The sequence below is a fragment of the Novosphingobium meiothermophilum genome (assembly GCF_003171715.1).
In the GTDB taxonomy this organism is placed as follows: Bacteria; Pseudomonadota; Alphaproteobacteria; order Sphingomonadales; family Sphingomonadaceae; genus Novosphingobium; species Novosphingobium meiothermophilum.
The window spans coordinates 346,793-361,522 of sequence record NZ_QGHL01000007.1 but is presented as its reverse complement, the minus strand read 5'-3'; the positions used below and the strand labels follow the sequence as shown (position 1 = coordinate 361,522).

The following is a 14,730-nucleotide window of genomic DNA, read 5'->3' as shown; positions in this document are numbered from 1 at the left end:
ACGTATTTCAACCGGCGTATTACACGAATAACACACTTGACGAAGGCCAGCGGGGGCAACATGACCCCGACGATGCAGGATACGCCCGAAGCCCCCCCGACACCCTCCACCGCCCCTTCGCAGGCCAATCCTGCACAGGCTGACGCTGCACTGGCGCCGCAGCCCTTGAAGAAGGAAAAGAAGGAAGACAGCTTCCCCGTCTTCCTGCTGAAGCTGATCGTGATCGTGGCGATCTTTCGCAGCTTCATCTTTTCGCCCTTCAACATCCCCTCGGAATCGATGCTGCCACGTCTGGTGAAGGGCGATTATCTGCTCGCCGCCAAGTGGCCCTATGGCTACAGCCGGTATTCGCTGCCTTTCAGCCTTCCGCTGCTGCCCAAACGGATTTTCGCGCACCAGCCCGAACGCGGCGAGATCGTGATCTTCAAGGCGCCTCCGGGCAACGACATCGACTACATCAAGCGCGTGATCGGCTTGCCCGGCGATACGGTGCAGATGATCGGCGGCGTGCTGCATCTCAACGGGCAGGCCGTGCCCAAGCAGCGGATCGAGGACTTCGTGATCGCCGTAAGCCCCAATACCGATTGCGTGGCGGCCGAATTCGCCGTCACCGAGGCGGACGGGCGGCAGACCTGCCACTATCCGCAGTTCCGCGAGACCCTGCCTGGCGGACGCAGTTACAACGTGCTGGACCTTGGCCAGCGCGCGGTTGACGATACTCCGCCAGTGGTCGTGCCTGAAGGCCACCTCTTCATGATGGGCGACAATCGCGACAATTCGATGGACAGCCGCTTCCCGGCCATGGAAGGTGGCGGGATCGGCCTTGTGCCACAGGACAATCTCGTGGGTCGTGCTACGATCATGATGTGGTCGACTGATGGCAGCGCCAACTGGTTCCTGCCGTGGACATGGTTCACCGCCGCGCGCTGGAACCGGATCGGAGGCACGTTCTGAGCCTGCTTTCCGCCTCGGCCCTTGCCTTCATCTCCAGCCTGACCGGGCATGAGCCAAAGCGCATCGACCTGTGGACCGATGCGCTCACCCACGGTTCGATGGGCGAAGCGCGTGATTACCAGCGGCTGGAGTTTCTTGGCGACAGGGTGCTGGGGCTGGTCATTGCAGAATGGCTGCACGAGCAGAGCGATGCGGCCGAAGGCAAGCTATCGCAGCGGCTCAACGCACTTGTCAGCCGCGGGACCTGCGCCGATGTCGCGCGCAGCATCGGCCTTTCGGAACATATCCGCCTTGGCAAACAGGCCCGCGATGACGGCGGCGCGCAGAGCGAAAACATCCTCGGTGACGTCATGGAGGCCCTGATCGGGGCGGTGTTCGTCGAACAGGGCTTCGATGCGGCGCGGGCGCTGGTTCGCAGGCTATGGGCAAAACCCATGGCATCGGGCACTGGCCAGCGCAAGCATCCCAAGGCCGCGCTTCAGGAATGGGCTGCGGGCAACCGGCGCAAGCCGCCGGTCTATACCCTGGTTGCACGCGAAGGCCCGGACCACGCCGCCACCTTCACCGTGTCCGTCGCGGTCAAGGGCGTGGGCGAGGCAAGCGCTCGCGGATCGAGCAAGCAGGAAGCCGAAACCGCCGCCGCGCGCGCCTTCATGCAGGCTTACGCCTGAGGCCGAATTGCCTTAAAGGCATCCAATCCCTCTCGAAAAGACCAGACCCATGACCGAAAAATGTGGCCTCGTGGCCGTGCTCGGCGCGCCCAATGCCGGCAAATCAACCCTCGTCAACACACTTGTCGGCCAGAAGGTCGCCATCGTCTCTGCCAAGGCGCAGACCACCCGTGCTCGCCTGCTCGGCATCGCGATCGAAGGGGAAGCCCAGATCATTCTGGCTGATACCCCCGGCCTTTTCGAGCCCCGGCGCAGGCTTGACCGTGCGATGGTCAATGCCGCATGGGACGGCGCGCAGGAAGCCGATGCGATCCTCCTGGTGGTCGATGCGCGCAAGAAAAAACGGGATTACCTCGACCCGATCCTCGCCAGTCTGCGCGACCGGCCGGAGCGCAAGATCCTTGTCCTGAACAAGGTCGACTCCACACCCAAGGAACCGCTGCTGGTCATGGCCGAGGCGCTCAGCGCCGCAGCCGCATTCGACGAAGTGTTCTTCGTTTCCGCGCTGACCGGCGATGGCGTGCCGGAACTCAAGCAGCGGCTGGCCGCGCTCATGCCCGAAGGCCCATGGAACTATCCCGAAGATCAGGTTTCCGATGCCAGCGAACGCCTGATGGCCGCCGAAATTACCCGCGAACAGCTTTATCGCCAGCTCCACGATGAACTGCCCTATGACAGCACGGTGCGCCCGGAAAAGTATCTGACGCGCAAGGATGGATCGATCGAGATTCACCAGCAGATCGTGATTGCACGCGAAACCCAGCGTCCCATCGTGCTGGGCAAGGGTGGCGCCAGGATCAAGGCGATCGGTGAAGCCGCGCGCAAGGAACTGGCAGAACTGCTTGGCTGCAAGGTGCACCTTTTCCTGCACGTCAAGGTGGACGAGCGCTGGGCCGATGCCAAGGAAATCTACGAGGAAATCGGACTGGAGTGGGTGAAGTGAAGCGTCTTGCCATGCCTTTCATCCTGATGGCGCTGGCGGCGCTTCCAGCCTGGGCCAAGCCGCAGGCCCTGCCCGAAGGTGCGCGCTATGTGGCGCTGGGCAGTTCGTTTGCCGCAGGCCCCGGTGTAGGCCCCAATACGCCGGGCTCGCCGGAACGGTGCGGCAGAGGCACGCTCAACTATCCCAACCTGCTGGCAAGCCATCTGAAGCTGGCGCTTGTCGACGCAACATGCAGCGGAGCCACCACCGAATACGTGCTTGGCCCCTGGGACGAGGTTCCCGCACAGATCGAAAGCATAACCGCAGATACGCGGCTGGTGACGATCACGATTGGCGGCAACGATGTGAACTTCGTGGGCAATATCTTTGCCGCCGGCTGCGAGACGATGACCAATCCCCTCCCGCGCTGTCAGGCCTGGCGCGAGATCAGCGACGCGGACTGGGAAGGCAACGAAGAAAGGATGCGCCAGATCGTGCGGCAGATCCGTCAGCGGGCACCCGAAGCACGCATCGTGTTCGTGGATTACATGACCGTTCTTCCTGCCCGCACTCCTTGCGCTGCCCTGCCGATCAGCAGCAGGCGTCTGGCCCAGAGCAGGGACGCCGCCACCCGTCTTGCCGCCATGACGGCACGTGTGGCACGGCAGGAAAGGGCCGAAGTGTTCCGCCTGTCGGCCATGTCCAGACCGCACGCCCCCTGCTCTGCCAAGCCGTGGGCAAATGGCCTGACTGCGCCGCCGGGCGATGGCATTCCGGTGCACCCGAACCGGCTTGGTCATGCCGCTACGGCCAAGGCCCTTGCCGCATTTCTGGCAGGCACTACCCGCCGCTGATTCATGACGACCGGATGCCAGCGAGCATCCGGTCGGTGCGGTCACTGCTCCGCCTTCGCCTTTCGGCCTGCTGCTGTGCCTGATGCGGCCTTGCTGGAAGCCGCCTTCTTGGCGGGGGCCTTTTTTGCAGGCGCTTTCTTGGCGGTGGTCTTCCTGGCCGCCCCCTTCTTGCCCTTTGCAGGCCCCTTTGCCGCACGTTCATCAATCAGCGCAACGGCTTCTTCTGCGGTCAGGGTTTCAGGCTGCTTGTCCCTCGGCAGGGTGGCGTTGGTGGTGCCATCGGTGACATAGGGACCATAGCGGCCTGCCATGAGCCTGATCTCGCCGCCGGAAACCGGGTGCGCCCCGAAAACCTTCAAGGGTTCCGCCGCAGCCCGGCTGCCCCGTGCGCCCGCACCAGCAGCAGCAGCGGCGAGCATCATCACTGCCGCGTTCATGCCCGTCTCGAACACTTCGGACGTGCTCTTGAGCCGGGCGTATTTGCCATCATGCGCCAGATAGGGTCCGTAACGGCCAATGCTGGCAGTGATCGGCTTTCCGCTTTCGGGATGGATGCCCACCTCGCGCGGCAGGGACAGAAGCCTCAGCGCCCCTTCGAGATCGATCTCGCCCATGTCCTTGGGGATCGAGGCCCGTTTTGCGTCCTTGCCTTCACCAAGCTGCACATAGGGGCCGAAGCGCCCCGCCTTGCGGACGACATCCTGCCCCGTTGCCGGATCCTGTCCGAGAACGCCGTCCTCGCCGCTCTCGGCCTCTGCCCCGCCGGGCTGGGCAAACTTGCGGGTATATTTGCATTCCGGATAGTTCGAGCACGCGACGAACGCGCCATACCGCCCGCCGCGCAGCGAAAGCCGCCCGGCCTGACATTTCGGGCACTGGCGCGGATCGCCGCCATCCTCGCGCGGGGGGAACAAGTAATCCGAGAGAAACGCGTCGAGTTCGGCCGTGACCTCGCTCGGCTTCTTCTCCATGACTTCGTCGGACTTGGGTTTGAAGTCCCGCCAGAAATCGGCCAGCACCTGCTTCCACCGGGCGCGCCCACCGGAAACATCGTCAAGTTCCTCCTCCATTCCGGCGGTGAACTCGTAGGCGACATAGCGCGGGAAGAATCTTTCGAGAAATGCTGTCAGAAGACGACCCGATTCCTCTGCAAAGAAACGGTTTTTCTCGGTGCGCACATAATTGCGGTCTTTCAGCACCTGCAAGGTGGCAGCATAGGTCGAAGGCCGCCCGATGCCCAGTTCCTCCAGACGCTTGACAAGGCTCGCTTCGGAATAGCGAGGGGGCGGCTGGGTGAAGTGCTGGGTCGCCTCGACGCCGCGCTTTGCCGGACAATCGCCCGCCGCAAGCGCCGGAAGCAGTGTTGCCTCCTCATCCTCGCCATCCTGTTTCTGATCGCGACCTTCCTCGTAAACCGCAAGGAAGCCCGGAAACCTGATGACCTGCCCGGTTGCGCGCAGTTCGTTGCGGCCCGTTCCATCGCGCAGCGTCACGGTGGTGCGCTCAATGCTGGCAGACGCCATCTGGCTGGCCATGGCCCGCTTGTAGATCAGGTCGTAAAGACGCGCCTCATCGCCCGAACCATACCTGTCCTTCGCAAAGTCGGTGGGCCGAATCGCTTCATGCGCTTCCTGAGCATTCTTGGCCTTCGTCTCGTAATGACGGGGTTTTTCGGGAAGGTAGTGCCCGTCAAAGCGATCCGAGATGGCCTTGCGCGCGGCCGAAATCGCGCTGGGGTCCATCTGCACGCCATCGGTGCGCATATAGGTGATCGCGCCTGCCTCGTAGAGCGTCTGCGCCACGCGCATCGTGTGGCTGGCCGAAAAGCCCAGCTTGCGCGCGGCTTCCTGCTGAAGGGTCGAGGTGGTGAACGGCGGATAGGGATTGCGCCGGGTGGGCCTGGTCTCGACCTCCTCCACGCGGAAGGTGGCCGCCTCGACCACGGCCTTTGCCCTCATCGCCGCGCCTTCATCGCCAAGCGTCAGCTTGTCGAGCTTCTCGCCATCGAACCTGACGAGCCTTGCGGCAAACGTGGTTCCGGCATGTTCGAGCCGGGCAATGACCGACCAGTATTCCTGCGCCCGGAAAGCTTCTATCTCGCGCTCGCGCTCAACGATGAGGCGCAGCGCTACCGACTGCACCCGCCCGGCAGACTTTGCCCCCGGCAGCTTGCGCCACAGCACCGGAGAAAGCGTGAAGCCGAACAGGTAATCCAGCGCTCGCCGCGCCAGATAGGCATCGATCAGATCCTGATCCAGCTCGCGCGGGCGCTGCATCGCCTCGGTCACGGTCTGCCTGGTGATCGCATTGAACGTAACGCGCTCCACTGCCTTGGGCAGGGCCCGGCGCTTGGCCAGCAGTTCGCGCACGTGCCAGGATATGGCTTCGCCCTCGCGGTCGGGGTCGGTCGCAAGGATCAGGCGGTCGGCCCCCTTGGCCGCATCGGCAATTGCCTTCACCCGCGACTGCTTGTCGCCGTAAAGTTCCCAGTCCATCGCGAAGTCCTCGTCGGGACGGACCGAGCCGTCCTTTACCGGCAGGTCGCGGATATGCCCGTAGGAAGCGAGCACCTTGTAGCCCGGCCCCAGATACTTCTCGATGGTCTTGGCCTTGGCCGGAGATTCGACGATGACAAGCTGCATGATCTGAAAAATCGGTCCTTACGTGTACGTGTGCGCGAGGGTGGGGATTGCCATGGCAGTTCGTCAAGCGCCTCGAACGCGAGGCTCGCCCCATAGCCGGATCACACCGAAAGGCTGACCCTGCCCCCGGCATGGCGCTGCAACCGCCCGGCCAGTTCCAGTTCGATGAGGGCCATCTGGACGGCTCCCGCACTTGCCCCGCTTTGCCGGATCAGTTCATCTACCGCCACGGGCGCCTGTGTGAGCAATCTGGCAACATCTGCCGGTTCCTCTTCCTCGCCGATGGCGAACGGCACCTCGCCTTCGCGGAATGCCGAGCGCGGCCGCCCGTCGAACCCTGCCAGCAGTTCGATCACGTCATCGGGTGATTGCACCAGTATCGCACCGTCGCGGATCAACTGGTTGCACCCGTGGGAACGGCTGTCGAGCGGCGATCCCGGTATCGCCATGACCTCGCGCCCGGATTCGGCCGCAAGGCGCGCGGTGATGAGCGAGCCGGACTGCGGCGCGGCCTCCACTACGAGTGTGCCCGTGGCAAGACCGGCGATGATGCGGTTGCGGTGGGGAAAATGCCGGGCCAATGGCTCTGTGCCCGGCGGCATTTCGGCCACGAGCAATCCGTCACGGCCGACCTGATCCTGAAGTTCGGCGTTTTCCGGGGGATAGGCAATGTCGATACCGCAGGCGATAACTCCCACCGTGCCGCCGCCGTCCGCCATTCCCGCAAGGGCGCCGCGATGGGCCGCAGCATCGATGCCGCGCGCAAGACCCGAAATCACGCAATAGCCACGGGCGGCCAGCGCACTTGCGAATTCGCGCGCAAGCTTGGTTGCCGCAGCCGAGGCATTCCGCGCACCCACCAGCGCAACCGACGGCCGCAAAAGCAGCGCCGCATCGCCCCTAACCGTCAGGATGGGAGGCGGATTTTCCAGCGCGGCCAGCAGGCGCGGGTAATCGGGACCGTCATGGAAGAGGTAGCGCGCGCCCGCCTTGCGCACGTTGCCAATCTCGGCCTCGATCCGGTCTGCTGCCGCCACACGGTAGCGCGCCCCGCCACGTCCTGCGAGATCGGGCAGCGCATCCAGCGCAGCGGCCGCCGTCCCAAAGCGCTGCAAAAGCTGGCGATAGGATACCGGACCGATATTGGGTGAACGCAAGAGGCGGATGCGCGCGAACGCCTCATCGCGGGTCAGCGCAGGTGCTGCCGCAGGCGCGCCGCATGCCATCACTTGCCGCTGCCGACTTTCGGTTCGGTTCCCGCACGCAGACGGGCAATGTTCTCGCGGTGCAGGAAGATCACCAGAAGCGCCAGCAAGACCAGAACCGGAGCATAGCCGCCAAAGCCAAGCGCGAGTGCCGCGACCGGTGCGGCAACAGCAGCGCTCATCCCGCCAAGCGAGGAAATGCGGCTGGCAAAGAGCACGCCCAGCCAAACCAGAGCATAGACAAGCCCGATCTGCCACGCGAGGCCAAGCGAAATGCCCATCATGGTGGCCACGCCCTTTCCGCCCTTGAAGCGGAGCCACAGGGGGAAACAGTGCCCCAGCACCGCCCCAAGCGCTGCGAGAGCCTCGGCACCCGGCCAGATCTGGCGGGCCAGAAGCACTGCGGCAAGTCCCTTGCCAAGATCGAGCAGCAGGGTTGCCGCCGCAATGCCCTTGCGCCCGGTGCGCAGCACATTCGTGGCGCCGATATTGCCCGATCCGATGGCGCGCAGATCGCCGCCGCCGGAAATCCGGGTGAGAATGAGGCCGAAGGGCACAGAGCCAAGCAGGTAGCCGGCGAGCAGGGAAAGAAGCATGTCCACCGCCTGCTCATATCCGCAACCGGGTGACAAGCGAAAGAGGCCACTTCCCAATTTGCTGCCAATCCCGATACAAGGCGCGCGTCCATGACCGTTCCCGCCAAGCCTCCGTCCGTCGATCCTGCCGCGCCGCTCCTCCTGTTCGATTCGGGCGTTGGGGGCCTGTCGGTCCTGCGCAAGGTCCGCGCGCTGCTGCCTGAAGCCCCGGTAATATATGTCGCCGACAATGCCGGCCTGCCCTATGGCGCGAAGACCGAAGCGCAGATTGCCGCACGTGTTTCGGGCCTTCTCGGCCGCCTGACCGAGCGTCTTCACCCCCGGCTGGTCTGCATTGCCTGCAATACGGCCTCAACGATTGCGCTGGCCGCGGTGCGCGAAGTGCTCGAAGTGCCTATCGTCGGAACCGTCCCCGCGATAAAGCCCGCCGCCGCGATGACCCGGACGGGAGTTATCGGCCTGCTGGGCACCGAGGCGACGATCCGCCAATCCTATGTGGACCGGCTTGAAGCCGAGTTTGCCGCCGACAAGCACCTGTTGCGCCACGGAGCGCCGGAACTGGTCGCCGCGGCCGAGGCGAAGCTGCGTGGCCAGCCCGTTGATCCCAAGGTATTTTCCGATGCGGCCGCGGCACTGCGCGCACAGCCCGGCGGCGAACGGATCGATACGGTGGTTCTGGCCTGCACCCACTTTCCGCTGGTTCAGGACGAACTGGCCGCCGCCTTCGGCCCCGGCGTTGCCTTTGTCGACGGTTCTGACGGCATCGCACGCCGCATCGCCGCGCTGACGGCGGGGCAGCCATGGCAGTGCCCGATAGTCGATGGGCGGCCTGCTCCCGATCTGGCGTTGTTCACCCGTGGCGGAATCGAAATCGAGCAGCTAGGTTCGGCGCTTGCCGAATATGGCCTTGGCCGCACGGCGGTGTTCTAGGTTCAGCAGCGCGGGGGGCGGGACATTGGGTCCATTATCGAAAGTGGCCATAGCCATCCTCGCAGTGGCGGGGCTGGCCTATTACTGGCTGCTGGTCGATTCCGGCCCCGCTTCCATCCCGCCACGCACCTTCGATATGGCCGCAGTGCGCAGGGCCGCCGATGCCTTTCCGGGAGACAAGCCCACGGCCATCCACTTTGCGCTCGTCGCCTCGCGCGAGGTGCCTTCGGCGGCGCTGGCGGCCGGAACAGGTTTCAGGCCAACGACGGCAGGCGTCATCGCGTGGAAGATCGAGGCGCCCGGAGGCAGCATCGTGATCGATCCCGGCCTGAGCCGGGCCGACGCGCTGGCCACGGGCTTCAAGGACTATGATCCGGCTGCGGCCGCGCTGGTCGAGCGATGGATCGACGAGGCGGGGCTGATACTGCTGACCCATGCCCATCTGGATCACGTCGGCCTGTTTCTCGATCATCCGCGCTTCGACGGAATCATGGGCAAGGCCATTCTGACACCGGGGATGCTCGCCACCATCAATGCGCTCTACCGCGAGAACGGCAGCCACATCAAAGGCACGCGCAGCCTTGCACCGATCGAAGCGATTGCCCCTGGCGTAGTGCTGATCCAGACCCCCGGCCACACCCCGGCATCGGAAATGATCTTCGTGAAGCTTGCCAACGGGCGTGAGTTTCTCTTCGCGGGAGACACCGCATCGCTTGCCTTCAACATCGAAAAAGCCGTGCCGCGCTCGCGCCTGCTTACCGATTTTCTGGTGCAGGAGGATCGCCATGCCGTCATCGGCTGGGTCAAGGCACTTCATGCGCTTGAGAAGAAGGAGCCGCGCCTGGTCATCCTGCCTTCGCACGATGCCGACTGGATCGGCGATGCCGCAGCGGAAAAGGGCTTCAGCATCGCTCCCGATCTCGCGCCAAAGGCCCCGCCTGCCGCAGCGGCCTCGTCTCCGCCTTTGGGACACAGGCCCGAATTGACACTGGCAAAGCCCCTTCAACCCGCGTAGAAGCGCCCCCATATCGCCGATAGGTCCACGGGTTCAGGGCCTTCCGGGAGCGTCACAGCCCCGGTTGCAGGAAGGAGCGGCGGAGTGAATTACGATCAGGTTTTCGATTCCGCTATCGAGCGTCTGCACTCCGAAGGCCGCTACCGCGTTTTCATCGACATTCTGCGCAACAAGGGCGCCTACCCCAACGCACGCTGCTTTGCCGGCCACAACGGCCCGAAGCCGATAACGGTCTGGTGCTCCAACGATTATCTCGCCATGGGACAGCACCCCAAGGTGATCGCCGCCATGGAAGAAGCGCTGCACAACGTGGGCGCAGGATCGGGCGGGACGCGGAATATTGGTGGCAACACGCACTATCACATCGAACTTGAAGCTGAACTGGCCGATCTGCACGGCAAGGACGCCGCCCTGCTTTTCACCAGCGGTTATGTCTCGAACGATGCCACGCTGTCCACGCTCGCCAAGATCCTGCCCGGATGCGTGATTTTCTCGGACGAGCTGAACCACGCCTCGATGATTGCGGGCATCCGCAATTCCGGTGCGGAAAAGCGCGTTTTCCGCCACAATGATGTGGCGCACCTCGAACAGCTTCTGGCCGAAACGGATCCGGCCCTGCCCAAGCTGATCGCGTTCGAATCCGTCTATTCGATGGATGGCGATGTGGCGCCGATCCACGCCATCTGCGATCTTGCCGACAAGTATAATGCGCTCACCTATATCGACGAAGTGCACGCTGTCGGCATGTATGGCCCGCGCGGCGGCGGCATCACCGACCGCGATGAGGCCGCCCACCGCATCGATATTATCGAGGGCACGCTGGGCAAGGCATTCGGCGTGATGGGCGGCTATATCGCGGCTGACCGCAAGATCATCGACGTGATCCGCTCCTACGCGCCGGGCTTCATCTTCACCACCTCGCTCTCTCCGGTGCTGGTGGCCGGTGTTCTCGCATCAGTGCGCCATCTCAAGACCTCGAGCGTCGAACGCGAAGGCCAGCAGGCTGCCGCCGCCTATCTCAAGAAGGCATTTGCGGAGGCGGGCCTGCCGGTCATGCCATCGACCACGCACATCGTTCCGCTGATGGTGGGCGATCCCGTGCGCGCCAAGAAGATCAGCGACATCCTGCTGGCGGAATACGGCGTCTATGTGCAGCCCATCAATTTCCCCACCGTGCCGCGCGGAACAGAGCGTCTGCGCTTCACGCCGGGACCATCGCACACCGAAGCGATGATGGACGAACTGACCGCGGCGCTGGTGGAAATCTGGCAGCGCATGGAACTGGAGCTGCGCCGGGCTGCCTGATCCGGTATGCGAGCCTGACCGATAAGCCCTCCCGTTATGCGGGAGGGTTTTTTCGTTGTGGTTGCGGCCTGAACCAAAGCCAACATGCTTGCCTTTCTCGTCCGCCACGCTAGCCTTAATCGCTCAATTAAATCCGGGAGGTTGCATGGAGGTTCCGTCTTACGATGAAGTGGTTCTCGGCCGACGCTCTATCCGCGGCTATCTCGACAAGCCGGTGCCGAAATCGCTGATCGAAGAGATCCTTGCCCTCGCGATGCGCTCTCCCTCTTCGATGAATACCCAGCCCTGGCACTTCCATGTCATCACCGGCGAGCCGCTCGAACGCATCCGCAAGGGCAATACGACAAGGATTCTGGCGGGCGAACCGGACAGCCGCGAATTCCGCCGGGGCCAGCCATTCAAGGGCGTGCACCGTGACCGGCAGGTAGAGGTCGCCAAACAGCTTTTCGGTGCCATGGGCATCGCGCGCGATGATGCCGCTGCCCGTCAGGACTGGGTCCTGCGCGGATTCCGCCAGTTCGATGCCCCCGTCTGCGTGATCGTCACTTATGATCGAGAACTGGCTGATAGCGACGACACCGCTTTCGATTGCGGCGCGGTGACAACGGCACTGGTCAATGCTGCATGGTCACGCGGTCTTGGCTGCGTAATCAACTCGCAAGGCATCATGCAGTCGCCCGTCGTGCGCGAACATGCCGGCATCCCCGACGATCAGGTCATCATGAAGGCCGTTGCCCTAGGCTGGCCCGATCCCGCCTTTCCCGCCAATGCCGTGGTGAGCAGGCGAAAGAGCGTAGATGAGGCGGCAAGGTTCGTCGGGTTCTGAAACTTCACTGAGCCAGCACACCAGCCATACGCGGATGCGCTCCCTGCGCCAGCGTTCGCGCCTTCCCGATCAGCGCAGAAGCATTGCACCTGCCTCAGACCATGAGAAAAGAACAAGGCCCCGCCTTCCGGCAGGGCCTTATCCGAACCAGATTGCGTCGTTTTGGATCAGCGCAGCGAAACCACATTGTCGGAAACGCGCGGATCGCGGCGATCACCGCGATACTGGCTGGCCATCGGTTCGTCCGAAACCTCGAAGACTTCGGTTGCGCCAAAGCCGTTGAACGCGGTCTTCATGGCCGCGCCATAGGCACCCAGCATTCCGATCTCGATGTAATCGCCTGCCTTCACGTCAACAGGAAGTTCGAACGGTCCTTCCATGTGGTCCATGTCGTCGCAGGTCGGGCCATAGAAGCTGAAGCCCTCCATCTCGATCTCGGTTTCCAGATCGTTGGCAACCTCATCGCGCAGAACGCGGACAGGGAAGCGCCAGCCCACATGCGCGGCATCGAACAGTGCGCCATAGGCGCCATCGTTGATGTAAAGCTCCGTGCCGCGGCGACGCTCGACCCGCACGATCATCGAGTTGTATTCCGCGCAGAGTGCCCGGCCCGGTTCGCACCACAGTTCGGCCGAATAGGACACCGGCAGCGATTCATAGGTGCGGTCGATCACGCCGAAATAATCTTCGAGCGGCGGTGGTTCCATGCCCGGATAGATCGACGGGAAACCGCCACCGACATCGATGATATCGACCAGGACCGACGCATCCACGATCGCCGCACGCACGCGCTCAAGCGCCTGGACATAGGCGTGCGGGCTCATCGACTGGCTGCCGACGTGGAAGCAAACACCCAGCGAATCCGCCACCTGCCGCGTGGCCTGAAGCAGTTCGCCCGCCTGCGTCAGATCGCAGCCGAACTTGGAGGCAAGGCTCAGTTCGGAATATTCGGACGAAACGCGCAGGCGCACGCACAGCGTCAGATCCGTGGCAAGGTTGCCATCGGCGTCGGCGGTGGCCGTCTTGATCTTTTCCAGTTCCTCGAACGAATCGAGGCTGAACACGCGCACGCCATGCTCATGATAGGCCTCGCGGATCGCGGAAGGTGCCTTCACCGGGTGCATGAAGCACAGCGTTGCCTGCGGCAGCGTTTCACGCACCAGACGCACTTCGCCGATGGAGGCGACATCGTAATGCGTCACGCCCGCGTCCCACAGGATGCGGATGAGATCTGCCGAAGGGTTCGCCTTCACCGCATAGAGCGACTTGCCCGGAAACTTCTCGACGAAGAAGCGGGCAGCGCGCGCAGCAGCGTGCGGGCGGTTCAGAATGGCGGGTTGTTCAGGCGCGGAGGCGCGAACTACAGCCAGTGCGTCAGGATGGATGTGCAACTCAAGGGACCCCCAAACGGAACAGTTGAACAAAGCTGCCTTGCGGTTTGGAAGTCCCCATGGGGCAGCGAGAGCGCGGTAATAAGCCCCCCACGCTGAATCTCAAGTGAAAATCTCACGCCCCAACAAAGATGTCAGAAAAATGAAACATTTCCAGACAGATCGCCGAAAATCAGCACCTTAGCGCATCTGCCAGCGCGGCCCACGCCGGAAGCGACAGTGGATCATTCGCGCCGTTCGCCGCAGTCGGATGCGATGCGAATCGTGCAATCGTCATCTCTGCAACCGGATCGATCCACAGCGTCTGCCCATGAATGCCCCGCGCGCTGAAACAGCCGCTGTTGGTGTGCGCGTGCCACCACTGGCTGCCATAACTCCATCCCGGCAATTGCGGATAGCGCGCCGTATCGAACAGGGCGGGATCGCCGCCTCGCCGCACCCGTTCGACCACGCCTTCTGCAATCACGCCAAGTCCGCCCAGCCGCATGGCCTCGCCAAAACGGGCAAGATCTTCCAGCCGCAGGTTCAGCCCGCCACCGGCAAAGGCTGTTCCGGCCTGATCGACAATGAGATCGGCATCCCCCAGCATTCCCAGCGGCTGCCACAGGCGCGATGAAAGAACGTCCGCGAAGTGGGCCCCTTCGATCCTCGCGATGATCCACGCCAGGACTTCCGTATTGGGCGTGCGATAGGTGAATCCCTGACCATGCTCACCAGCCTTGGCAATGGTAGGAAGATAGCTGGCAAGATCCCCCGGCCCGGCATAGCCAGCGGGCCTTGGCGTCAGCCCCAGAGCCGCGCTGTAGGCGCCGATGCCGGAATTGGGATCGGCATAGTCCTCTGAAAAATCGAGCGCGGTGGTCATGTCCATGACCTGCCTGATCGTGGCATCGGCAAACCCGCTGCCGTGCAGTTCGGGCAGGATGGCGTCCACGGTAGCATCAGGATCGATCCGCCCTCCCTCGACCAGCATTTCGGCAAGCGTGCCGACGAAGCTCTTCGTCACTGAAAAGGCGATGTGGCGCGTATCTGGCCCGGTCACGCCGAACCACCGTTCGAACACGACTTCACCCCGGTGCAGCACCATGATCGCGTCGGTAAAGGCATCGGTAAGCGACTGTTCCAGCGTCACCGGAGCATCCGCGCCCAGCGGCACGAACCGCACCTGCCCCAGATCATCGCGCAGCGCGCGTGCAAGGGGTTTTGCGCCGACTGCGGCCGCAACACGCCGCGAGGGCACGAACTGGCGCATGTTCGAATAGGACCAGCGGATCATCGGAAAGCGCATGTGATCGGCGCGCGCAGCAAGCAGCAGCTTGTCCGCAGAAGGCGGAAAGCCCTGCATCCAGCCCATCCGGACCGGATCACTCGTCACGCCATCAAGCAGCTCACCCGCCATCCCTGTTCTCCCGCCATGTC

Annotated in this window: 13 protein-coding genes; 8 read left to right on the top strand and 5 right to left on the bottom strand. The window is 63.5% G+C overall.

The genetic code is table 11. The features are described from left to right. Positions 1–72: 72 nt before the first annotated feature. From lepB to DKM43_RS05825, 4 genes are read left to right on the top strand one after another with little or no spacing between them, the layout of a single operon-like run. The gene (gene lepB / locus DKM43_RS05840; RefSeq protein WP_109798027.1) at positions 73–954 is read left to right on the top strand and encodes a signal peptidase I; all 882 of its coding nucleotides are present in this window, start codon (positions 73–75) and stop codon (positions 952–954) included. After that, positions 909–1,625: a ribonuclease III gene (rnc, locus tag DKM43_RS05835; RefSeq protein WP_201739794.1), complete on the top strand. Its 717-nt coding sequence runs from the start codon at positions 909–911 to the stop codon at positions 1,623–1,625. Before lepB ends, rnc begins: the two co-directional genes overlap by 46 nt. A gap of 49 nt (positions 1,626–1,674) precedes the next feature. After that, positions 1,675–2,568: a GTPase Era gene (era, locus tag DKM43_RS05830; RefSeq protein ID WP_109797516.1), complete on the top strand. Its 894-nt coding sequence runs from the start codon at positions 1,675–1,677 to the stop codon at positions 2,566–2,568. Beyond that, positions 2,556–3,401, top strand: coding sequence for an SGNH/GDSL hydrolase family protein (locus tag DKM43_RS05825; RefSeq protein ID WP_109797515.1), 846 nt, complete (start codon positions 2,556–2,558; stop codon positions 3,399–3,401). Before era ends, DKM43_RS05825 begins: the two co-directional genes overlap by 13 nt. 41 nt (positions 3,402–3,442) lie before the next feature. On the opposite strand, the gene topA is transcribed toward DKM43_RS05825, so the two are convergent. The 3 genes from topA to plsY all read right to left on the bottom strand — a co-directional run bounded on the left by topA (position 3,443) and on the right by plsY (position 7,844). Next, positions 3,443–6,043, bottom strand: a complete 2,601-nt coding sequence (gene topA / locus DKM43_RS05820; RefSeq protein WP_109797514.1) for a type I DNA topoisomerase — start codon at positions 6,041–6,043, stop codon at positions 3,443–3,445. A 101-nt stretch (positions 6,044–6,144) separates the two neighbouring features. Next, a complete protein-coding gene (dprA, locus tag DKM43_RS05815; RefSeq protein ID WP_109798025.1) occupies positions 6,145–7,269 on the bottom strand; it encodes a DNA-processing protein DprA in 1,125 nt (374 codons plus the stop codon). Continuing rightward, the gene (gene plsY, locus DKM43_RS05810) at positions 7,269–7,844 is read right to left on the bottom strand and encodes a glycerol-3-phosphate 1-O-acyltransferase PlsY (protein ID WP_109798024.1); all 576 of its coding nucleotides are present in this window, start codon (positions 7,842–7,844) and stop codon (positions 7,269–7,271) included. Before plsY ends, dprA begins: the two co-directional genes overlap by 1 nt. A gap of 90 nt (positions 7,845–7,934) precedes the next feature. Between plsY and murI the strand changes: the two genes are divergently transcribed. From murI to DKM43_RS05790, 4 genes are all read left to right on the top strand, one after another. Continuing rightward, positions 7,935–8,774 (top strand): glutamate racemase, encoded by an 840-nt coding sequence (murI, locus tag DKM43_RS05805; RefSeq protein ID WP_109797513.1) that lies wholly within the window; start codon positions 7,935–7,937, stop codon positions 8,772–8,774. A 43-nt stretch (positions 8,775–8,817) separates the two neighbouring features. Then, complete coding sequence (locus tag DKM43_RS05800) at positions 8,818–9,789, top strand: MBL fold metallo-hydrolase (RefSeq protein WP_161554041.1); 972 nt, start codon at positions 8,818–8,820, stop codon at positions 9,787–9,789. 84 nt (positions 9,790–9,873) lie between these two features. Next, positions 9,874–11,094 (top strand): 5-aminolevulinate synthase, encoded by a 1,221-nt coding sequence (gene hemA, locus DKM43_RS05795; RefSeq protein ID WP_109797511.1) that lies wholly within the window; start codon positions 9,874–9,876, stop codon positions 11,092–11,094. A gap of 145 nt (positions 11,095–11,239) precedes the next feature. Beyond that, a complete protein-coding gene (locus DKM43_RS05790) occupies positions 11,240–11,920 on the top strand; it encodes a nitroreductase (RefSeq protein ID WP_109797510.1) in 681 nt (226 codons plus the stop codon). A gap of 167 nt (positions 11,921–12,087) precedes the next feature. On the opposite strand, the gene DKM43_RS05785 is transcribed toward DKM43_RS05790, so the two are convergent. Further along, the gene (locus DKM43_RS05785; RefSeq protein WP_109797509.1) at positions 12,088–13,311 is read right to left on the bottom strand and encodes a type III PLP-dependent enzyme; all 1,224 of its coding nucleotides are present in this window, start codon (positions 13,309–13,311) and stop codon (positions 12,088–12,090) included. Positions 13,312–13,483: 172 nt separating this feature from the next. Next, positions 13,484–14,710, bottom strand: coding sequence for a serine hydrolase domain-containing protein (locus DKM43_RS05780; protein WP_109797508.1), 1,227 nt, complete (start codon positions 14,708–14,710; stop codon positions 13,484–13,486). Between the last annotated feature and the right edge of the window lie 20 nt (positions 14,711–14,730).